This window comes from Pseudomonas sp. NFR02 (genome assembly GCF_900119375.1).
In the GTDB taxonomy this organism is placed as follows: Bacteria; Pseudomonadota; Gammaproteobacteria; order Pseudomonadales; family Pseudomonadaceae; genus Aquipseudomonas; species Aquipseudomonas paracarnis.
Genome location: NZ_FPJJ01000009.1, coordinates 84,522 through 104,738 on the forward strand (window position 1 = coordinate 84,522; position 20,217 = coordinate 104,738).

Here is a 20,217-nt window from a genome sequence, read left to right on the forward strand (position 1 = left end):
TACTATCGCAGGCAAGCCAGCTCCCACATTTTTGCTCACTCTAAAAATCAGGCGATCTCGGCGACGACCGCTGCCAACGCCTTGGCAGGATCCGCCGCCTGGCTGATCGGACGGCCAATCACCAGGTAATCCGAGCCCGCATCCAGGGCCTGGCGTGGGGTCAGGATGCGGCGTTGGTCATCCTGGGCGCTGCCGGTGGGACGGATACCCGGTGTCACCAGTTGCAACGACGGGTGAGCGTTCTTCAAGGCCTGGGCTTCCAGGGCCGAACACACCAGGCCGTCGAGGCCGGCTTTCTGCGCCAGGGCTGCCAGGCGCAACACCTGAACCTGCGGCTCGATATCCAGGCCAATACCTGCCAGGTCTTCACGCTCCATGCTGGTGAGCACGGTTACACCGATCAACAACGGTTTTGGGCCGCTGCGCTGTTCCAGCACTTCGCGGCAGGCGCTCATCATGCGCAGGCCACCGGAGCAGTGCACATTGACCATCCACACGCCCATCTCGGCCGCGGCTTTGACGGCCATCGCCGTGGTGTTGGGGATGTCATGGAATTTCAGGTCCAGGAACACTTCGAAGCCTTTGTCACGCAGGGTGCCGACGATTTCCGCCGCGCAACTGGTAAACAGTTCCTTGCCGACCTTGACCCGGCAAAGCTTGGGGTCCAACTGGTCAGCCAGCTTCAGTGCGGCGTCACGGGTGGGGTAATCCAGGGCGACGATGATAGGAGTCTGGCAGACGGACATTGGAATGGGCTCTCAGGCAAGTCGAAATCGGCGCGGATTGTAGCGCAAGCAGCGCCGTTGCGGGATCCGATGATCGGTAAATACTGATCAAGCGCCCAATACCGGCGATTCAGAGCAATTGTTTCAACCCCGATACATTCACGACACGCCCCCAATACGCCGCCCGGCTAGCCTCGCGCACATGACCGTCCGCCCAGCACTTCCAGCCCTGGAACTGGGCGCCTATGCTGACAGCCACACTCAGGCAGATGACCTCGCTATGCATACCCCTTGCGACCCTGTAAACGAAGCGCCAAAAGACGCGGTGATCGCCGAAGACAAGCGCTGGAATACTCGCGCGCTGATTGTCGACGACGACGTGCCGATCCGCGAACTGCTGATCGACTACCTGGCACGTTTCAATATTCTCGCCTCGGGCGTCACCGACGGCACCGCCATGCGCCAGGCCATGCAAGCGGAGACCTTCGATGTGGTGGTGCTCGACCTGATGCTGCCGGGCGAAGACGGGCTGACATTGTGCCGCTGGCTACGCGCCGAGTCGGATATTCCGATTTTGATGCTCACCGCCCGCTGCGAACCTACCGACCGCATTATCGGCCTGGAACTGGGCGCCGATGACTATATGTCCAAGCCGTTCGAGCCGCGGGAGTTGGTCGCGCGTATCCAGACCATCCTGCGCCGGGTGCGTGATGACCGCACCGAACAGCGGGCCAATATCCGTTTCGACACTTGGCGCCTGAACAGCGTGCTGCGCCAGCTGGTGGCCGATGATGGCCTGGTGGTGCCGTTGTCCAACGCCGAGTTTCGTTTGTTGTGGGTGTTTATCGAACGCCCCCGCCGTGTGCTGAGCCGCGAACAGCTGCTGGACGCGGCCCGTGGGCGTTCCATCGAGGCCTTTGATCGCAGCATCGACCTGCTGGTGTCGCGCCTGCGCCAGAAGCTGGGGGATGACCCCAAGGCTCCGCAATTGATCAAGACCGTACGCGGCGAAGGTTACCTGTTCGACGCCCGGGATATCGGTTGATGCGCGCGCCCTTCAACACGCTGTTCGGGCGACTGTTCGGCCTGTTGCTGGTGGCGATTGTGCTGGCCCATGTGCTGGCGTTCTTCTGGTTCCACCACTACGGCCCGCCGCCACCACCCCGCGCGGCCTTCGTCGAACAACCAGATGGCAGCCTCACGCCCTTGCGCAAAGCGCCTCGCCCCTGGTTCGGCGGCCCGGTGGTGCCCCTGACATTTCAATTTATCTCGCTGATCATCGCTGCCTGGTACGGCGCCAAACTGCTGAGCCGGCCAATCCAGCGCCTGAGCGCAGCGGCCGAGCGCCTGAGCGTCGACCTCGACAGCCCGCCCCTGGTGGAAACCGGCCCTCGCGAAGCACGCCAAGCGGCCTCGACCTTCAACCTGATGCAAAAGCGCATCCGCGAACAAGTCAGCCAGCGCGCACGCATGCTCGGCGCGGTCTCCCACGACCTGCGCACCCCGCTCTCGCGCCTCAAGTTGCGCCTGGAACAAATCGAAGACCCCAAGCTGCAAGGCCAGATGCGCCAGGACCTGGACGACATGATCGGCATGCTCGATGCCACCTTGAGCTACCTGCACGAACAGCGCACCAGCGAGACACGGCATTGGCTCGATGTACAGGCGTTGGTGGAATCCCTGAGTGAAAACGCCCAGGACCAAGGCCGCGACGTGCAGTTTGCCGGCACCTGTACACCGTTGCAGGTACAGCCGATGGCCCTGCGTTCATGCCTGAACAATTTGATCGATAACGCCCTGCGCTATGCCGGCACCGCCCGGGTGGAACTGGCCGACAGCCGCGGTGCGTTGGTAATCCGGGTGATCGACCACGGCCCGGGAATCGCCGCCGATAAGCGCGAAGCGGTGTTCGAGCCGTTCTTTCGCCTGGAAGGGTCGCGCAACCGCAATTCCGGAGGGGTCGGTTTGGGGATGACCATTGCCAGGGAGGCCGTCGAGCGACTCGGCGGCCACCTGAGCCTGGAAGATACACCGGGCGGTGGGTTGACGGCGGTGATGTGGTTGCCGAGGGTTTAAGCACTCCCATTTACCTGACGCGCCGCGATCCAAATGTGGGAGCTGGCTTGCCTGCGATTGCGCAGTGTCAGTCGATGAAGTGTTGGCTGGCCCACCGCTATCGCAGGCAAGCCAGCTCCCACAAGTACCGCGGCGCACCACAGTTAGGTACACCCATCAGTTACACGGTTTGTCTTCACGACGCACTTGCGCCTGGCTCGCGCTCCAGTCTGTCAACAGGCTGTAGGCCACCGCCAGCAACGTCGGGCCAATAAACAGGCCGATAAAGCCGAACGCTATCAACCCGCCAAATACACCCAACAACACAATCACCAACGGCAGGTTGCCGCCACGGCTGATCAGGTACGGCTTGAGCACGTTATCCACGCCGCTGATCACGAACGTGCCCCACACGCCCAGGAATACCGCGTAGGTGTAGTCGCCCTTCCACGCCAGCCACGCCGTGGCCGGGATCCACACCAGCGGCGGCCCCATGGGAATAAGGCTGAGCAGGAAAGTCACGATACCCAGCACCAGCGCGCCCGGTACGCCGGCGATCAGAAAGCCGATCAGCGCCAGCAGCGCCTGGGCCGCAGCGGTGCCGATCACACCATTGACCACTCGCTGTACCGTGCCAGCCACCAGTTCGATGTAATAGCCGGCGCGTTCGCCGATCAGGCGCTCCAACAGGCGGTGCACAAACATCGCCAGGCGCGGCCCGTCACGGTAGAAAAAGAATACGAAGACCAGGCTCAGGGTCAGCTCGAGAATGCCGCCGCCAATTTGCGCACTGCGCGCCAACAACCAATTGCCGACCTGGCCCAGGTACGGCTTGATGCTCACCATCAGCGCCGCGCCTTGTTGATCAATGCTGTCCCAGGTCGCCACCAGGCGCTCGCCTACAAAGGGGATCGACCCCAACCAGGTCGGCGCCTCGGGCAAGCCGTCGACCTGGATGTCCTTGATCAGCGCCACCGCATCACGCACATGGTCCGCCAGGTTGAACCCCAGCCATACCAATGGCACCGCCACCAGCAACATCCAGCCCAACGTCAAGATGCCAGCGGCCAGGGACTCCCGGCCGCCGAGCCAACGGGTGAGCAAACGCATCAGCGGCCAGCTGGCAAATGCCAGCACCGCGCCCCAGAACAGCGCCGACCAGAACGGCGCCATGACCCAGAAGCTGGCACCAAACAGCACCAGCAGCAGGATTTGCACCAGCAGGCGATCGTTATTGAGCATCGGGTATCTCGAGAAGAAGGCTGTAGGAAGAGAGCTTAGGCGAACGGCGCGGGTCCGTTCGCCCGTGTGATGCTTAGCGTATCAGATGCAGATGCAGTCCTTGGGTTTCACCTGCGCCGGTTTCCAGACGGGCGGTGCGCACGCCCTTCTCCACCAGCGCCTGGCGCCAGGCCTCGGTGTGCGGCCCGCTCAGGCTCACGCGCAGGGTGGTGTCGAGGTTCAAGGCACGGGATATCAAGGTCACCCAGGTGTCATCAGGCTCGGCGCCCAGCGCGGGGAAATCCAGCTCGCCGGTGCTTTTGAGTTCACGCAGCAGGGTGGCCGAGGTGGGCAGCAGGTTGCCCAGAGGCGCGCTAGCGTCGAGTTGCTCCACATGCAGGTAGGCGCGACGGTTACCGCGGGTAATGCCATACAGCGCGACCAGGGAATTGTCCTGCGGGGCGGCCAGGCGAAGCAGCAGGTACTCCTGTTGGCCGTCGGCGCCCACTAGCTTGGCGTTACCAAACACCTCGTTGGCCCACAGGCTGCTTTCGCCACAATCGCGGGCCTTGCACCAGAACAACAACTGCGCGCCCTTGGCCTGCAAGGCTTCGCGTGTTGCGGTAAAGGCGGCGCTGGAGCTGTGTTCGGCGGGTAGTTCATAGGTGATGGCAGTGGCTGGGCCGCGTGCGATGGCCTGGCCTTCGTAGCGCAACTGGCCGCTGATCTTGCGGATTGCGCCCATGGGGTAGATGCGTTCCTTGTCTTCAGCAGGGCGGTAATCGACGATTTGCGCATCAACCTGACGGGCTACCGCCGGTAAATCCTGGCTGCCGGGCAGATCGGCGGCAAATACCAGGGGGCTGAAACAGCAAAGGCCAAGGGCACGGATACATCCTTTACCCAGGCTCATCGGATCAGCGAGCCCTGGCCAATGTTGGTCACAGCGATATCGAGTGTGTTCATGGTTGACTCCCTTTCAATCCGCCCAGCCTCGGCAGTTGACCCCGCCAAGTCAAGGCGTGGAGAAGAACCGATTGAAACAGTCTGCAACAAGAGCTGCACCGGGCTCGTCATTCAGGTGTAAATGATGGCCGCCTGGCAGCGTGGTAATCGTGAAAGGTAGCTGAGAAAGCAATTCGGAATGTTTCGCCAGCATGCCGTCAGCCGCGACCACCAACTGCGTAGGGCACCCTACCCTTCGCACGAAAGCCATGGCCTGTTCATCGGTCAGGCGCATCGGCGACGCCAGGGTCAGGCGGCTATCGCTGCGCCAAGTGTAACCGCCCGGCACCGGCATCAAACCGCGCTGGGCCAGGAGTTGCGCCGCTTCACGGCTGACCGCCACCACGCCTTTCATCCGCGCCTCAACGGCCCGATCAAGGCTGTTGTAGACGGGTTTGCGCTTGTCCTGCAGGCTCAATTGCGCCTGCAACGCCATGCCCAGGCGCTCGGCCGCGTTCTCGCCGCTGGCGGTCGGTGGGATCACGCCGTCGATCAGGCCCAGGTGTGTCACCCGCTCCGGCAAGGCCCCGGCCAACACCAGGGAGACTATGGCGCCAAGGGAGTGGCCAAGTAATGCAAAACGTTTCCAGCCCAGTTGCTCGGCCACCTGCAGCACGTCGTAGACGTAATCCCACAAGGCATAACCGGCGCCAGCCGGGCGGTGCGCCGAATGCCCATGCCCCGCCATGTCCAGGGCGACGATGCGCAACCCGTGCAACTTGGGCGCCAGGCGCGCAAAGCTGTTGGCGTTGTCCAGCCAGCCATGCAAAGCAATCACCGGCAGCCCATCCTCGGCCCCGAACAGATGCGCGGCCAATTCGATGTGCGGCAAGCTCAGGCGAACCTCTTCGACAGGCGTACTCATGCGCAACTGCGCTCGCGGGCCTGCCAGCGGGCGAACAGGTTTTTGATCAAGGCAGCGGTGTCCTGGGGGCGTTCAAGAGGGAACATATGGCCCCCGGGCATGGTGAGCATTTCGCCCATGGGCAAGCGGTCGACACCGCTGGCATGGTGACGCATCACCACCCGGCTCTGGCGGCCACGCACCACGGCCAGCGGCACCTTCAACTGGCGCACCTGGCCCGGGCTGGTGTGGGGCACGCCGCGATAGATGCTGATTTCGGTGGCTGGGTCGAACCGCAGGCGCAGGCGATCGCCCACTTGCTGCAGACCATGTTGCAGGTACGCGTCAAAGCAATCGGGGTCAAAGCCACGGAACAGGGTCTTGCCGGCGAAATAGCTGCGCGCGGTGTCCAGGTCGGTGAATTCTTCGCGCCGGCCAAGCGTGCGCCCAGCCGGGGTGAGGCGGTCGATAAAACCAAAGCGCTTGGCAGCGCGGATCACCCAGCGGTCTGCGCGGGTGAGCACCGGCGAATCCAGCATCACCACGCCCCGGTACAGGTGCGGGCAGCGCATGGCCGCGTGCAAATGCAGCACGCCTCCCAGGGAATGGCCCACGCCCCATACCGGTTCTGGCTGCTGCTCCAGATGGTGGATCAGTTCGTCCACCAGGTTCTGCCAGTTATCATCCACCGGGAACCTGGGGTCGTGACCGTGCTGCGGCAGATGTGCCACCGCATATTCCGGGGCCAGGGCGGCAAACAGCTTGCCGTAAGTGGCCGAAGGGAAGCCATTGGCGTGGGTAAAAAACACGTGCTGCGACATACAGGTTCCATCAACAAAAACAGAGGGGGATTGTCACCATGCCCGGCCTCTACAGCAATGACTGTAACTGCCAGGAATGATGACACTCACGCCACGCCTATCGCGCCGGCGGTTGTTCACCCAGCGGCACCACGGCCATGGTCAGGCGCGAGACACAACTGGCCTTGCCCTCGTCGCTGCTCAAACGGATGTCCCACACTTGGGTAGTGCGCCCGATATGAATAGCCTTGGCCACCGCCGTCACCCGACCGCTGCGCACACCGCGCAGATGGTTGGCGTTGACCTCCAGGCCCACGCAATAGAACTTGCTTGCATCAATGCACAAGTAGGCGGCCATGGAGCCGACACTTTCGGCCAGCACCACCGAGGCCCCGCCGTGCAGCAGACCGTAGGGCTGATGGGTGCGGTGGTCGACCACCATACTGGCGGTAAGGGATTCGTCGTCGAAGCTTTCGAAACGAATATCCAGCATTTCACCGATGGTGTTTTTCTGGATCGCGTTGAGGTGTTCGATATTCGGTTGGGTACGCCACAGGCTCATACGGTTGTCCTTGTTGGTTTTATTACGACCCTAATCCTGCCACAGAACGGTTTCGGCGCGCGCGCTCCATGCTTGCAATTGTGGCCCGTACGTCGACTCGATCACGTTGCGTTTGATCTTCAAGGTCGGCGTGAGAAAACCGTTTTCCACCGCCCAGTGGTCTTTCACCACCACCAATTGCCCCATGCGTTCGTGCTTGTCCAGGCCCGCGTTCACCTGTGCCAGCCAGCGTTCAAGACCACTGCCGAGGGCTTGGCGGTCCTCGCCGGGTGCCGACAAGACGCACAGCCCTATCGGCGCGCTGAGCCCCTCGCCGACCACACACACCTGTTCAATACGTGCATGTTCGGCCAGGCGGTTTTCAATCGGCGCCGGGGCCACGTATTTGCCTTTGCTGGTCTTGAAAATTTCCTTGAGGCGTCCGGTCAGGCGCAGGCGACCGTCCGCGTCCTGCTCGCCCTTGTCACCCGTGCGCAGGAAGCCATCTGCGGTGAGCGTATCCGCGGTTTTCTGCGGGTCCTTGAAGTAGCCCAACATGGTCGCGCCACTGTGTACCTGCACTTCGCCTGACGGGTCGATACGCACTTGCACGCCTGGGCAGGGCTGGCCGATCCAACCAAGCGTTTGCCCACCTGGGCGACACACATGGGAATAGCCGCAGTTTTCGGTCATGCCATATACCTCCAGCACATCCAGGCCCAGGCGCTGATACCAACGCAGCAACGCCTCGGGCACCGGCGCCGCGCCGGAAAGAGCGATACGCAGCGCATCCAACCCCAGACCGGCGAGGACTTTATGGCCGACGCGCTTGCCGATAAAAGGCAGGCTTAACAGCATATCGAGCCTTTTTTCCGGGATTTTGACGTAGACGCCCAGTTGGAATTTGGTCCAGATGCGCGGCACGCCAAACAAGGCCGTCGGCCGCGCCCTGCGCAAATCGGTCAGGAAGGTCTCCAGGCTCTCAGCAAAAAAAACGGTTTGCCCGGTATAGATCGACGCCATTTCCACAAACATTCGCTCCGCCACATGGCACAGCGGCAGGTACGACAGCAACCGGTCATCCTCTCCCAGGCCAAACAACTCAGTACCGCGCGTGGCAGCACACCCCAAGGCGCCGAAACTGTGCATCACCCCTTTGGGCAGGCCGGTCGTGCCGGAGGTGTAGATGATGGTAGCCAGGCTGTCGGCATCCGGTAGCGGGTTGTCCTGAATCGGCGAGCAGGCTTGCAGGTTCGCCCAGTTGAAATCGAAAGCCCCGTCAGGACACAGCGGCAGGCTGATAGTCGGGACACCCGCAGGGATGCCAGGCGCCATCGCCGACCAATCATCAAGCTTGCCGATCAGCGCCAACCGCGCCTGCGAGTGAGTCAGCACATGGGCGACTGAGTCCGCGGTGAGGTTGGGATAAAGCGGCACCGACACATGCCCGGCCATCCAGATCGCCAGGTCGGCGATGATCCAGTGGGCGCAGTTTTTTGAAATCAGCGCAATGTGCGAGCCCTGGGGCAACTCCCGCGCGCGCAGCCAGTGCGCGGCGCAACGGGCCTGGTGGCCGACATCGCCCCAGGTGAGGGCCTGCACCTCACCGCCGCCGATGGGCTGAACGAGGAAGACTTTGCGCGGGTGCCGCGCTTCACGCTCGAAGAAGACCTGCAACGGCAAACGAAAAGCGACAGGCATGGGACGCGCTCCTTTGTGATCCGAGATACAGCCGACCAAGCACTTGCTTGGTTGACGGTATAGCACAGGTAAAGGAAATGGCTTGTCGCTAACCACGATGCGAAGCGAGCCGCTCTTGATCTGCTCTTGATCTTGATCTCAGGCGCCCCGTCGAACCACGCTGGCCGGAATTCCGGGGCCTTTTCCAAAAGTCAGGGCGGAACTCTAAGTGGCCGTTACCGCAGGAATGGATATGTACTCGGTATAACGGTGTCGCCTGTCAGGTCGTCATCGCAGGCAAGCCAGCTCCCACATTTGGATTGCGGGGTGTCATGTAGATAGGCGTCGGCTGTCAAGCCGTCATCGCAGGCAAGCCAGCTCCCACATTTGGATTGCGGGGTGTCATGTAGATAGGCGTCGGCTGTCAAGCCGTCATCGCAGGCAAGCCAGCTCCCACAGTTGGATCGCGGGGTGTCAGCGAGATAGGCGTCGGCGGCAGGCCGTCGCGGGAGCAAGCGCCCTCGCCACAGCGTCGCACGATGCCTAGGGATTCTTCACACCCACCAGACTCATCAACCCCGCCAACGGAAAATCACCCTCAAGCTCCGCCAGGCTGGCCGTGTACATCGGCTGTGGCTGACGCTGATGCCCATGCTGCAAAAAACTGATCAGGCTGCCCACCAGCGGTTGGTGGCTGACCAACAGCACGTCGTCATCGCTGTCGAGTTTCTCCAGCACTCGCTGAACATCCCCATCGGGCGTCAGCCACGGCACAGTACGGATTTCGGGCTGAAACCCCAGCACATCGCGCACCAACTGCGCCGTCTGTTGCGCCCTTACATAAGGGCTGGCAATGATGGCGCCCAAGGGCTGGCCAATCAGGTGCGCAGCACTGCGCAAGACTTCGGCACGCCCATGCTCGGTAAGGTTGCGCTCGGCGTCCGTGGGTGCGTGCCCTTCAGCGTCACCGTGACGCAGAATCCATACCTTCATAGCTTCGGCTCTTCATCACGCACCGGGTGCGGTGCCGGCGGTACGCTGTGGGCCGCTTCGCCTTCGGGCGCACGTGGGGTTGGCCAATCGGCGAACGGCCAGGGCTTTTGCTCGGTGTGGAAGCTGCCGAAGCGGCCAATCTGCGCCAGGAACTGGCTGAGGCTGTCGCCAAAGTTCATCAGGCCCAGGTTCGGCGCTCCGTAGACCAGCCGGTAAATCAATTGCACCACCACCAACGCGCCGAGCAGGAATTGCGCCACCTGCCACACCAGCGCAAACACCAGCATCCACAGGATGCGCAAGACAATCGACTCGTATGGGGGGGCAGCTTTGGGATCGTTCATGACGCGCTCCTCAGTTAAAACCACTGGTGGAAATGAAGTCGACATCGGTCTTGGGCTCGGCCCGCATCAGTAACTCGATGACCTGGTTCAAGGTGCGCCCTTCGAACAGGATCGCGTGCAGCCCGGCGACCAGCGGCATGTACACGCCCACTTCCTGGGCCTTGGCCTTCAAAACCTTGAGGGTGTTGACCCCTTCGGCCACTTCACCCAGGCGCGTCACCGCCTCCTCCAGGCTCAGCCCTTGGCCCAAGGCAAATCCAACCTGATAGTTGCGGCTTTTAGGCGATGAGCAGGTGACGATCAAGTCACCCACGCCCGCCAGACCGAGGAAGGTCATGGGGTTGGCGCCCTGGTTCACCGCAAAACGCGTCATCTCGGCCAGGGCACGGGTGATCAGCATGCTCTTGGTGTTTTCGCCCATGCCCAGGGCCACGGCCATGCCGGCGATGATCGCGTAGACGTTTTTCAAGGCGCCGCCCAATTCGACGCCGAAGCGATCGGCGCTGGCGTAGACCCGGAAAGTACGGCCATGCAGCACCGCCTGGACGCGCTCGCACAAGGCCTCGTCTTCACTGGCGACCACGGTGGCGGTCAACGCGTGCTCGGCGACTTCCCGCGCAAGGTTTGGCCCGGACAGCACGCCAATGCGCGCCTGAGGGGCGATCTCGGTGAGGATTTCACTCATCAACTTGAAGGTGTGGGCTTCGATACCCTTGGTCAGGCTGACCAACAACTTGCCAGCCAGGCGTTCGGCGTGGGGCGCCAATACCGAACGCAAGGCGCTGGAAGGCAGCGCGACGAAGCACAGGTCGCAAGCCGTGAGGGTGTCCAGCAGGTCGGTCACCGGTTCGACGGCAGGATGAATCTTGATACCTTTAAGGTAACGGGGGTTTTCGCGATGCACGCGAATGGCTTCGGCCTGCTCGGGGTCGCGCATCCACTGACGCACCGCGTGGCCGTTCTCGGCCAGCAGGTTAGCCACGGCGGTACCAAAACTTCCGCCTCCCAGGACCGCAATAGGGCGCTGTTCAGTCATATGCAATCCGTTAATCCATACCAGTGGCGATGGCGGCATTATACGGGGCGCCCGGCTTGCGGCCAGCCCCCCTATCAATTCGCGGTTTTGTCAGAAAATGCCACGGGTGTGCGAAGTAAATGCAAGTCCGACGACTGGCAAATAGCCGCGCCTCGGTTAACATGGTCGGCTATCCGCAATTAACAAGGCCGTGCCGTGTATCTAGGCCCTCCTCCTCGCTCATCACTGTTATTGATGCTGGTGTGCGCTACCTGCGCACAGGCCGACGATCTGTTCCTCGACAGCCAGCCGCTGCCCCAGGTCTTGACCGCCACGCGCCTCAAGCAATCGGCCGCCGCCGTGCCCGGCAGCATGACGGTGATCGACAGCGAGCTGATCAAGGCCAGTGGTGCCCGGGACATCTCGGAACTGCTGCGGCTGGTTCCCGGGATGATGGTCGGCTACACCAGCGGCAACCAGGCCTCGGTGAACTACCACGGCACCAGCGCCAGTGATGCCCGGCGCATGCAGGTGTTGATCGACGGGCGCTCGGTCTACCGCGCTGGCCTGGCCACGGTGGACTGGAGCGATATCCCGGTGGCCATGGAGGATATCGAGCGCATCGAGGTCTTTCGCGGCCCCAACACCGTCAGCTACGGCGCCAATGCACTGATGGCGGTGGTGAATATCCTCACCCGCTCGCCGGCCAACAGCCAGGGTTCACGGATAAAGGTGGTCCGTGGCGAACGTGGCATCAATGACTTCTATGCCAGCCAGGGTGTGGGCTGGGAGACCGGCGATTTGCGCTTGTCCCTGTCCGGGCAACAGGACGATGGTTTTGACAGCGACGCAGCCGGCGCCGACCGCCGTGACGGGCGCCGTCTCAACCGTTTCAGCCTGGCGGTGAGCCAGACCTTGAATGGGCAACAAAGCCTCGATTGGCAACTGAACGTCAAGGAAGGCACGAACCAGCGCCCTTATACCTACACCCCGGTGTTTGCCGGAATTACCGAAGGCGGTAGCAATTCCGACGCCACCGCCAAAGACTATGCGGGCTCCCTGCGCTGGAACTTCGACTTCAACCCCGACCACAGCCTGTATATCCAAGGTTCGGCACAGCAATGGGACCGCAAGCAAATCTGGAAAGCCTGTGACGCCAAGGTCTCGTTCAGCCCGGAGCTGACCCAGCTATGGCAGCTCAACCCCAACTATGCCGAACAGCTGGCGCGGCACATGGACACCTACAGCCAAGGCTCCGCACCACCCGGCAGCGCCGCCGAACAGGCCTTGGCCAATCAGGTGCTGGGCCAGTGGCGCAACGGCGCCAACCAGAGCGTGTGCGGCGATATCGACCAGAGCGCCCGTGAAAGCCGCTACGACGTGGAGATTCAGGACACGCTCAGCCTCTCCGACAGCCTGCGCCTGGTCAGCGGCATGAATTACCGCTACGACCGCGCCGACTCCGAGACCTACTTCAATGGCACCCTGGACGACACCACCTGGCGTCTGTTCGGGCATCTGGAATGGCGCGCCAGCGAACACTGGCTGCTGCAAGGTGGCGCCATGTACGAAGACACGCACCTGAGCGGTAACTCGCTGACGCCGCGTGTGGCGGTCAATTACCTGATCAACCCCCGCCACGGCTTGCGCGCGGTTTACTCCGAGGCGATCCGCTCGCCGGACATGTTCGAGAACAACGTCAACTGGAGCTACCGTGTCACCAATCTCAGCTCCCCGACCTACGGGCAAAACGCCGGGCAATATTTTGTCGTGACGCGCGGCCCCGGCAACCTCGACAAAGAGTTGATGCGCTCACGCGAGCTGGGCTACAACGGCTTCTTTGCCGAGCTGGGGCTGAATGTCGACGTGAAGCTGTTCTATGACGAAATCACCGACATGATCAGCTCGCCGCTGCGCAACAACCAGTACATCGCCAGTAACGCCAACAGCTCGCGCTTCACCGGTGCCGAGTCACAGCTCGACTGGCGCGTGAGTAGCGCCGACCGCCTGCGCCTGACCTATGCTTATGTAGACGCCACCTCCAGCAACCCGCTGGACAAAGCGCAAACCGCGCGTAACAGCGGCTCGGCCGGTTGGCTGCGTGAATGGGGCCAGGGGTGGTCCAGCGCCTTGTTCTACTATGGCGACGACGCACTCAACCAATATCGCTTCCAGCGGGTCGACCTGCGGGTGGCCAAGCGCATTGCCGTAGGCAAAACCAACGTGGAGCTGGCGGGCATGTTGCAACAACGCCTGGATAACCAACCCACCACCTGGGCGGACAACAACTACGACCATCGCCACGTTCTCTACTTCAGCGCCGAGCTGGACTTCTGACATGGCCGATCAGTCACGGATGACACGCCTCCTGGTTTCACGATTGTGGCGCCGCGGCCTGCTGCTGGCGTGCCTGCTGCTGGCAGCGCCGGCCTGGAGTGCCAGCATCCTGCTCACGGCCGCCGAGGACGGTGCCGGTGTGCGCGCCTTTACTCAGGCCCTTGCCCAACAGCGCCCCAACGACCAGGTCAGCTTTACCCCCCTCAACGAGTTGCCGGCGCCCAGGGACTTGCCCGCCAGCACCCGTTTGATCCTCCTCGACCTGCCCGGCCTCGACTGGCGCCTGCAGGATGCCCAGGGGCCGCCCGCTCTGGTGTTGCGCATCAGCCGCCTCCAGGCCCGGCAACGCCTGGGCAACACGCACCCGGCGAAAATCAGCCTGCTCTGGAGCGACCCGCCGCTGGAGCGTCAGTTGCGCCTGATCGCCCATATCCTGCCCCAGGCCCAGCGCGTTGGCGTGCTTTACGATGCCGGCAGTGAGTTCCTGCTGCGCGAACTGATGCAGGCCGCCAAGCCCATAGGCCTGGAAATCGTGCCCCAGCTCTGGGAGAACACCAGTGACAGCCGCCCGCTGCAAAACCTGTTCAGGAACAGCGACGTGCTACTGGGCCTGGACGATCCGAACCTGTACAACCCCAAAACCGTAAAAAACCTGTTGCTGAGCAGTTACGCCCGACAACTGCCGTTGGTGGGGCCCAATGCCGGCTTTGTGCGGGCCGGCAGCCTGGCCAGCACCTACAGCGATCAGGCCGACTGGCTCGCCGTGCTGGACCATCTGCTGGACCAGCCGCCGGCCAATTGGCCGCACACGCTCTACCCTGAACACTTCAAAGTCGTGGGCAACCCGCAAGTCGCACGCTCACTGGGCATCGAACAGGTCGATGAAGTCGCCGTTGCCGCCCGCTTGGCCGAAGGAGAACAACGCCCATGACCTTGCGCCGTCGTTGGGATATCAACACCCGCACCCAGCTCATTACCCTGGGCCCCGCGCTGCTGTTGACCCTGCTGCTCATCACCTTCTTCACCTTCGTGCGCATCCAGGACTTGCGCCAGGAGCTGGACCACACCGGTCAATTGATCGCCAACCAGTTGGCGCCCGCCACTGAGTACGGCGTGATTTCCGGCAACAACGATGTGCTTGAAACCCTGCTGCGTGCGACCTTGGCCACACCCCATGTGCGCTTCCTGGAGATCCAGGACAGCGCCGAGAACATCCTGGTGTATGTGGAGCAGCCATCCGAGCGGCATGACCGTTCGCTGTCGGTGAAGGTGTTCCAGGCACCGATCCGCCTGCAACACATCCAGCTCAACAACGACTTTTTCCAGGACAACCTCAGCGAACCCAAGGCCCCCCGCGCGGACTACCTGGGACGGGTGATCGTGGGCATGTCCAATGATGCGTTCAGCCAGCGCCAGCAGGAGATCCTGTTCAAGGCAGGAGTCCTGGCGCTGTTTGCCCTGCTGTTTACCTTCCTGCTGGCGCGACGCTTGTCGGCGAGCCTGTCACAGCCGATCAGCGCCATGGGACACGCGGTCAAGGCCATCCAGCAAGGCGATTACAAGACGCCACTGCCCATCGTCGATGACTCGGAATTGGGCGACCTCTCGCGGCATATCAACAACCTGGCCGAGGGCCTTCAACAGGCCAGTCGCGAACAGCAACAAGCCATGGCCCAGTTGATCCAGACCCGTGAAGAAGCCGAGCGGGCGAACAACGCCAAGTCGGATTTCCTGGCGATGATGAGCCATGAACTGCGCACGCCCATGAATGGCGTGCTGGGCATGCTGCAACTGCTGGAAACCACCGAGATGACCGAGGAGCAGACCGAGTATGCGGCGCTGGCTTCGGAGTCTACCGAGCACTTGCTCAAGGTGATCAATGACATCCTCGATTTCTCACGCATTGAACGCGCCGCACTGGAGCTGGAGCATATTCCGTTCAACCTGACGGACCTGATCAGCAGCTGCGCCCAAGCGTTCCAGCACAGTGCCCAACAGCGCGGGCTGAGCCTGGAGTTGCCCATCCCCATGGGCCTGGAAGCCCTGCGGGTGCGCGGCGACCCGACGCGGATCCGTCAGATTCTGGTAAACCTGATCGGCAATGCATTGAAATTTACCGAACATGGCAGCGTGACCGTCGAGCCCCACTGGCAAACCCTGGACCATGAGTTGCTGTGGTTCACCTGCACCGTGCGCGACAGCGGCATCGGTATTTCTGCCGAACGCCTGGATTTGATGTTCGATGCCTTCCAGCAGGCCGACAGCTCCATTTCCAGGCGTTACGGTGGCACGGGCCTGGGCCTGCCGATTGCGCGCACCCTGGCCGAACGTATGGGTGGCACCTTGCGCGCCCAGAGCGAAGAAGGTCGAGGCTCAGTGTTCACCTTGGAGATTCCGCTGGCCATTGACCAGCAGCATGTGCCGGTCGCCGCTCCTGATGCGCTTGGCAAAGCCAGCGCCGGCGATGGGCGCCACGTACTGTTGGTGGAGGACAACCCGGTCAACCGCACCGTGGTCGAAGCGATGCTGCGCAGCCTGGGCTTCGAAGTCAGCCTGGCCACGGACGGCGCCGAGGCGATCCGCAGCGCCGAGAGCTTGATTTTCACCGCCATCCTGATGGATTGCCGCCTGCCCCTGATTGATGGCTACGAGGCCACGCGGCAGATTCGCCAACTGCCCGGCTGCGCCGATCTGCCGATCATCGCCCTGACGGCCAACGCCTTGCAGGGCGATCGCGAAGCCTGCCTGGCAGCCGGAATGAACGATTACCTGGCCAAGCCGTTCAAACGCACGGATTTGCAGCAAATCCTGCAGCGCTGGGTGCAATAGCGCCGCGCCATCAGCCAACTGCGACTGGCGTGAAAGACGAAAGTGGGGCAGTCTTAGGCACCCGAACGGGCTGATAAACAGGCCCGGTTTAAAATTTCAGTGAACAAGTGTACATTCAGTGCCTTGCCGCTGTGACTTTCACTACAACGCAATAGTCTATGTGTAGGCTGCCGCTATGAGGCATGAACGCTTCATTCGGTTCGGGAAGATTTGCCCTACCCTGCCGCATGGGATTATTGAGGAGCTCGCATGACCAAACAAAACGCCTTTACTCGGGAAGACCTGCTGCGCTGCAGTCGCGGTGAGCTGTTCGGCCCAGGTAACGCGCAACTGCCCGCCCCGAACATGCTGATGGTGGATCGCATCACCCATATCAGCGAAGAGGGTGGCAAGTACGGCAAAGGTGAATTGGTCGCCGAGCTGGATATCACCCCTGACCTGTGGTTCTTCGCTTGCCACTTCGAAGGCGACCCTGTGATGCCAGGCTGCCTGGGCCTTGATGCCATGTGGCAGCTGGTCGGTTTCTACCTGGGCTGGCAAGGCCTGCCGGGCCGCGGTCGCGCCCTGGGTTCGGGCGAAGTGAAGTTCTTTGGCCAGGTACTGCCGAGCGCCAAGAAAGTCACCTACAACATTCAAATCAAGCGCGTCCTCAAGGGCAAGCTGAACCTGGCCATCGCCGACGGTTCGGTGACTGTCGACGGTCGCGAGATCTATACTGCCGAAGGCCTTCGGGTCGGCGTATTTACTTCCACTGACAACTTTTAAGGGTTATCCGCATGCGCCGCGTCGTTATCACTGGTCTGGGCATCGTTTCTTGCCTGGGCAATGACAAAGAGACCGTCACCGCTAACCTGCGTGCAAGTCGCCCTGGCATCCGCTTCAACCCGGAATATGCCGAAATGGGTCTGCGTAGCCAGGTTTCCGGCTCCATTGACCTGCCCCTCGAAGAACTGATCGATCGCAAGATCTATCGCTTCGTCGGCCACGCTGCCGCCTACGCCTACCTGGCCATGAAAGACGCGATCGCGGACTCCGGCTTGAGCGAAGACCAGGTTTCGAACGTACGCACCGGCCTGATCGCCGGCTCCGGCGGCGCATCGACCCTCAACCAGATGGAAGCGCTGGATATCCTGCGCGAAAAAGGCGTGAAGCGCGTCGGCCCTTACCGTGTCACGCGGACCATGGGCAGCACCGTTTCCGCTTGCCTGGCTACGCCATTCCAGATCAAGGGCGTGAACTACTCGATCTCCTCCGCATGCGCCACCAGCGCCCACTGCATCGGGACTGCCGTTGAGCAGATCCAACTGGGCAAGCAGGACATCGTATTTGCCGGCGGCGGTGAAGAAGAGCATTGGAGCCAGTCGTTCCTGTTCGACGCCATGGGTGCATTGTCCACCCAGTACAACGAAACCCCAGAAAAAGCCTCCCGCGCTTACGACGCCAAGCGTGACGGTTTCGTCATCGCCGGCGGTGGTGGCATGGTGGTGGTCGAGGAGCTGGAACACGCCCTGGCCCGTGGCGCGAAGATCTACGCGGAAATCGTTGGCTATGGCGCGACGTCCGACGGCTACGACATGGTTGCGCCAAGCGGTGAAGGCGCCATCCGCTGCATGCAGATGGCAATGTCCACCGTCGACACCCCAATCGACTACCTGAACACCCACGGCACCTCGACCCCGGTCGGCGATGCCAAGGAAATGGAAGGCGTGCGTGCGGTATTTGGCGACAAGGCTCCGAAAATCAGCTCCACCAAGAGCCTGTCGGGTCACTCCCTGGGCGCCGCTGGCGTTCACGAAGCGATCTATTGCCTGCTGATGATGGAAGGCAACTTCATGGCCGGCTCGGCCAACATCGACGAGATTGATCCGGTTGTGGCTGATATGCCGATCCTGACCAAGACCGTTGAAAACGCCAAGATCGACACCGTGATGAGCAACAGCTTTGGTTTTGGTGGCACCAATGCCACCTTGGTACTCAAGCGCTGGCAGGGCAAGTAAGCCCGCAGGTTGATCACACGAAAAAGCCCCGACTGGTTCGGGGCTTTTTTTTGCGTTTGATTTGAAACCGCGTCGCCTTCATCGCAGGCAAGCCAGCTCCCACATTCGACCGTGCTCACCTTGAAGAAACGCGGTCCAGTGTGGGAGCTGGCTTGCCTGCGATTGGGCCAACCCGGTTCCCCGCCCTACACCGAAAACCGCGCCACCATCGAATTCAAATCCACCGCCAACCGCGACAACTCCTGGCTCGCTGCACTGGTCTGATTGGCCCCGGTCGATGTCTGGTGCGCCAGGTCGCGGATATTCATCAAGTTACGATCCACCTCCCGCGCCACCGCCGCCTGCTGCTCCGAGGCGCTGGCAATGACCAAATTGCGTTCGTTGATCAAGGTAAACGCCGAGGCAATCTCTTCCAGGGCCATGCCCGCCGATTTGGCGATATCCAGTGTGGAGCGCGCCCGAGTATTGCTCTGCTGCATCGAGCTGACAGCCTGGTCGGTGCCCTGCTGAATCCCGCTGATCATCTGCTCGATTTCCTGGGTCGACTGTTGCGTGCGATGGGCCAAGGCCCGCACTTCATCGGCTACCACCGCAAACCCGCGCCCGGCATCCCCCGCTCGCGCCGCTTCAATCGCCGCGTTCAGTGCCAGCAAGTTGGTTTGCTCGGCAATCGAGCGAATCACATCCAGCACTGTGCTGATGCCATAGACCTTTTGCGCCAGCGCTTCGACCTGGGTCACATTGGCGGTCACATCGGTCGCGAGGGCTTCAATCGACACCACCGTCTGCTGCACCTGTTCACGCCCTTGCTGGGCAATGCGGTCGGATTCGCGAGACGCCTGGGACGTGGCCACGGCATTGCTCGCCACCTCCTCCACCGCCACCGTCATCTGATTGACGGCCGTGGCCGCCTGTTCGATTTCCTGGTTCTGCTGGTGCAAGCCACGGGTCGCATCCTCGGTGACGCAACTGAGCTCTTCGGAAGCCGACGCCAATTGGTTCGATGATTCTGATATGCGCCGGATAGTGTCGCGCAAGCTCTCCTGCATACGCTTGAGCGCCTGTTGCAAGCGCGCTGGCTCGTCGCTGCCACTGAGCCTGATGTCGCCCGTCAAGTCGCCACTGGCAACGCCCTGGGCCACTTTCAACGACTGTGCCAACGGCAGCACGATGCTGCGTGTCAGCCACACCGCCAGGCCAATCGTGATTAACGCCGTGACGCCAATCATGACCATCACCCAGACCCGCGACTGGCTGAACACCTGCTGTGCCAGCCGGGCGGCCTCGTTGGCGCTGGACTTGTTCAGATTGACCAACTCACGCAGCGTCACGGCCATCTGGTCGGCCATCTGATTCATTTCGCCATTGACCACCGCAATGGCGTCCTCCAGCCGATTAGCCTTGGATAAGCCCACCACCTGCTCCTGGCGTTGCAGGTACTGCTGCTCCTCGACCTTGAAGCGATCAAACAGCACCCGCTCCTCTGGCAAGACGATCAATGCCTCGTACACGCCTTCAGCGTGATGCAAGCCGGTTTTGATCTCGGCGATTTTCTGCTCGTTCTGCGCCACCGCCTGGGGGTCGCGGTTGACCAGCAAGCGCAACGTCAGCGCCCGAATGCGCAACACATCCTGATTCATCTCCCCCACCGCCATGACGCTGGGCAGCCAGTTGGTCTCCACCTGGTCCGACTGCTGGCGCATATTAGCCATCTGCAACAGGGCAAAGCCGCCCAAGACGAACACCATCAACGCCAGCACACCAAAGCCCAGGCCGGCGCGAGGGGCGATATTCAAACTGCGGATATTCATGCCAGGGTTCCTTCCAAAAG

18 protein-coding genes are annotated in these 20,217 nt (G+C 61.9%); 7 read left to right on the forward strand and 11 right to left on the reverse strand.

What is annotated here, in order from left to right; all coding sequences use genetic code 11:
- Nucleotides 1-47 precede the first annotated feature (47 nt).
- Complete coding sequence (pyrF, locus tag BT199_RS23715) at nucleotides 48-746, reverse strand: orotidine-5'-phosphate decarboxylase (protein ID WP_003190068.1); 699 nt, start codon at nucleotides 744-746, stop codon at nucleotides 48-50.
- Nucleotides 747-1,005: 259 nt separating this feature from the next.
- On the opposite strand from pyrF, the gene BT199_RS23720 reads away from it, so the two are divergent.
- Nucleotides 1,006-1,770: a response regulator gene (locus tag BT199_RS23720; RefSeq protein ID WP_014717756.1), complete on the forward strand. Its 765-nt coding sequence runs from the start codon at nucleotides 1,006-1,008 to the stop codon at nucleotides 1,768-1,770.
- A complete protein-coding gene (locus BT199_RS23725; RefSeq protein ID WP_014717755.1) occupies nucleotides 1,770-2,801 on the forward strand; it encodes a sensor histidine kinase in 1,032 nt (343 codons plus the stop codon). The genes BT199_RS23720 and BT199_RS23725 overlap by 1 nt, the downstream gene beginning before the upstream one ends.
- Nucleotides 2,802-2,957: 156 nt before the next feature.
- Here the strand turns inward: BT199_RS23725 and BT199_RS23730 are convergent, their stop codons facing one another.
- The 9 genes from BT199_RS23730 to BT199_RS23770 form a co-directional block, all read right to left on the reverse strand.
- A complete protein-coding gene (locus BT199_RS23730; protein ID WP_003190063.1) occupies nucleotides 2,958-4,022 on the reverse strand; it encodes an AI-2E family transporter in 1,065 nt (354 codons plus the stop codon).
- 73 nt (nucleotides 4,023-4,095) lie between these two features.
- Nucleotides 4,096-4,914: a DUF4892 domain-containing protein gene (locus BT199_RS23735; RefSeq protein ID WP_014717754.1), complete on the reverse strand. Its 819-nt coding sequence runs from the start codon at nucleotides 4,912-4,914 to the stop codon at nucleotides 4,096-4,098.
- A 102-nt stretch (nucleotides 4,915-5,016) separates the two neighbouring features.
- Complete coding sequence (locus tag BT199_RS23740; RefSeq protein ID WP_072435567.1) at nucleotides 5,017-5,871, reverse strand: alpha/beta hydrolase; 855 nt, start codon at nucleotides 5,869-5,871, stop codon at nucleotides 5,017-5,019.
- A complete protein-coding gene (locus BT199_RS23745) occupies nucleotides 5,868-6,671 on the reverse strand; it encodes an alpha/beta fold hydrolase (RefSeq protein ID WP_014717752.1) in 804 nt (267 codons plus the stop codon). Before BT199_RS23745 ends, BT199_RS23740 begins: the two co-directional genes overlap by 4 nt.
- 97 nt (nucleotides 6,672-6,768) lie before the next feature.
- Nucleotides 6,769-7,212, reverse strand: a complete 444-nt coding sequence (locus BT199_RS23750) for a hotdog fold thioesterase (protein ID WP_014717751.1) — start codon at nucleotides 7,210-7,212, stop codon at nucleotides 6,769-6,771.
- A gap of 30 nt (nucleotides 7,213-7,242) precedes the next feature.
- Nucleotides 7,243-8,892, reverse strand: a complete 1,650-nt coding sequence (locus BT199_RS23755; protein ID WP_072435568.1) for an AMP-binding protein — start codon at nucleotides 8,890-8,892, stop codon at nucleotides 7,243-7,245.
- Between the two features lie 522 nt (nucleotides 8,893-9,414).
- The gene (sixA, locus tag BT199_RS23760) at nucleotides 9,415-9,864 is read right to left on the reverse strand and encodes a phosphohistidine phosphatase SixA (protein WP_072435569.1); all 450 of its coding nucleotides are present in this window, start codon (nucleotides 9,862-9,864) and stop codon (nucleotides 9,415-9,417) included.
- Nucleotides 9,861-10,208, reverse strand: a complete 348-nt coding sequence (locus BT199_RS23765) for a DUF4389 domain-containing protein (protein ID WP_014717748.1) — start codon at nucleotides 10,206-10,208, stop codon at nucleotides 9,861-9,863. The genes sixA and BT199_RS23765 overlap by 4 nt, the downstream gene beginning before the upstream one ends.
- 10 nt (nucleotides 10,209-10,218) lie before the next feature.
- Nucleotides 10,219-11,244 carry an NAD(P)H-dependent glycerol-3-phosphate dehydrogenase gene (locus BT199_RS23770; RefSeq protein WP_014717747.1) on the reverse strand — a complete coding sequence of 342 codons (1,026 nt, stop codon included), beginning with the start codon at nucleotides 11,242-11,244 and terminating at the stop codon, nucleotides 10,219-10,221.
- Nucleotides 11,245-11,439: 195 nt separating this feature from the next.
- Between BT199_RS23770 and BT199_RS23775 the strand changes: the two genes are divergently transcribed.
- The 5 genes from BT199_RS23775 to fabB all read left to right on the forward strand — a co-directional run bounded on the left by BT199_RS23775 (nucleotide 11,440) and on the right by fabB (nucleotide 18,386).
- Nucleotides 11,440-13,560, forward strand: coding sequence for a TonB-dependent receptor plug domain-containing protein (locus BT199_RS23775; protein WP_333959125.1), 2,121 nt, complete (start codon nucleotides 11,440-11,442; stop codon nucleotides 13,558-13,560).
- Nucleotide 13,561: 1 nt separating this feature from the next.
- The gene (locus tag BT199_RS23780; RefSeq protein ID WP_072435571.1) at nucleotides 13,562-14,491 is read left to right on the forward strand and encodes an ABC transporter substrate-binding protein; all 930 of its coding nucleotides are present in this window, start codon (nucleotides 13,562-13,564) and stop codon (nucleotides 14,489-14,491) included.
- Nucleotides 14,488-16,389, forward strand: a complete 1,902-nt coding sequence (locus BT199_RS23785; protein ID WP_072435572.1) for an ATP-binding protein — start codon at nucleotides 14,488-14,490, stop codon at nucleotides 16,387-16,389. Before BT199_RS23780 ends, BT199_RS23785 begins: the two co-directional genes overlap by 4 nt.
- Nucleotides 16,390-16,638: 249 nt before the next feature.
- On the forward strand, nucleotides 16,639-17,154 hold the full coding sequence (gene fabA, locus BT199_RS23790) for a 3-hydroxyacyl-[acyl-carrier-protein] dehydratase FabA (protein ID WP_003190035.1): 516 nt from the start codon (nucleotides 16,639-16,641) through the stop codon (nucleotides 17,152-17,154).
- An 11-nt stretch (nucleotides 17,155-17,165) separates the two neighbouring features.
- Nucleotides 17,166-18,386 carry a beta-ketoacyl-ACP synthase I gene (fabB, locus tag BT199_RS23795; RefSeq protein ID WP_003190033.1) on the forward strand — a complete coding sequence of 407 codons (1,221 nt, stop codon included), beginning with the start codon at nucleotides 17,166-17,168 and terminating at the stop codon, nucleotides 18,384-18,386.
- A 185-nt stretch (nucleotides 18,387-18,571) separates the two neighbouring features.
- On the opposite strand, the gene BT199_RS23800 is transcribed toward fabB, so the two are convergent.
- On the reverse strand, nucleotides 18,572-20,197 hold the full coding sequence (locus tag BT199_RS23800; RefSeq protein WP_058410670.1) for a methyl-accepting chemotaxis protein: 1,626 nt from the start codon (nucleotides 20,195-20,197) through the stop codon (nucleotides 18,572-18,574).
- Between the last annotated feature and the right edge of the window lie 20 nt (nucleotides 20,198-20,217).

What these genes read in the sequence shown, in the direction of transcription:
- pyrF (WP_003190068.1), bottom strand. Translation starts at nt 746, where the DNA reads ATGTCCGTCTGCCAGACTCCTATCATCGTCGCCCTGGATTACCCCACC.
- BT199_RS23720 (WP_014717756.1), top strand. Translation starts at nt 1,006, where the DNA reads ATGCATACCCCTTGCGACCCTGTAAACGAAGCGCCAAAAGACGCGGTG.
- BT199_RS23725 (WP_014717755.1), top strand. Translation starts at nt 1,770, where the DNA reads ATGCGCGCGCCCTTCAACACGCTGTTCGGGCGACTGTTCGGCCTGTTG.
- BT199_RS23730 (WP_003190063.1), bottom strand. Translation starts at nt 4,022, where the DNA reads ATGCTCAATAACGATCGCCTGCTGGTGCAAATCCTGCTGCTGGTGCTG.
- BT199_RS23735 (WP_014717754.1), bottom strand. Translation starts at nt 4,914, where the DNA reads ATGAGCCTGGGTAAAGGATGTATCCGTGCCCTTGGCCTTTGCTGTTTC.
- BT199_RS23740 (WP_072435567.1), bottom strand. Translation starts at nt 5,871, where the DNA reads ATGAGTACGCCTGTCGAAGAGGTTCGCCTGAGCTTGCCGCACATCGAA.
- BT199_RS23745 (WP_014717752.1), bottom strand. Translation starts at nt 6,671, where the DNA reads ATGTCGCAGCACGTGTTTTTTACCCACGCCAATGGCTTCCCTTCGGCC.
- BT199_RS23750 (WP_014717751.1), bottom strand. Translation starts at nt 7,212, where the DNA reads ATGAGCCTGTGGCGTACCCAACCGAATATCGAACACCTCAACGCGATC.
- BT199_RS23755 (WP_072435568.1), bottom strand. Translation starts at nt 8,892, where the DNA reads ATGCCTGTCGCTTTTCGTTTGCCGTTGCAGGTCTTCTTCGAGCGTGAA.
- sixA (WP_072435569.1), bottom strand. Translation starts at nt 9,864, where the DNA reads ATGAAGGTATGGATTCTGCGTCACGGTGACGCTGAAGGGCACGCACCC.
- BT199_RS23765 (WP_014717748.1), bottom strand. Translation starts at nt 10,208, where the DNA reads ATGAACGATCCCAAAGCTGCCCCCCCATACGAGTCGATTGTCTTGCGC.
- BT199_RS23770 (WP_014717747.1), bottom strand. Translation starts at nt 11,244, where the DNA reads ATGACTGAACAGCGCCCTATTGCGGTCCTGGGAGGCGGAAGTTTTGGT.
- BT199_RS23780 (WP_072435571.1), top strand. Translation starts at nt 13,562, where the DNA reads ATGGCCGATCAGTCACGGATGACACGCCTCCTGGTTTCACGATTGTGG.
- BT199_RS23785 (WP_072435572.1), top strand. Translation starts at nt 14,488, where the DNA reads ATGACCTTGCGCCGTCGTTGGGATATCAACACCCGCACCCAGCTCATT.
- fabA (WP_003190035.1), top strand. Translation starts at nt 16,639, where the DNA reads ATGACCAAACAAAACGCCTTTACTCGGGAAGACCTGCTGCGCTGCAGT.
- fabB (WP_003190033.1), top strand. Translation starts at nt 17,166, where the DNA reads ATGCGCCGCGTCGTTATCACTGGTCTGGGCATCGTTTCTTGCCTGGGC.
- BT199_RS23800 (WP_058410670.1), bottom strand. Translation starts at nt 20,197, where the DNA reads ATGAATATCCGCAGTTTGAATATCGCCCCTCGCGCCGGCCTGGGCTTT.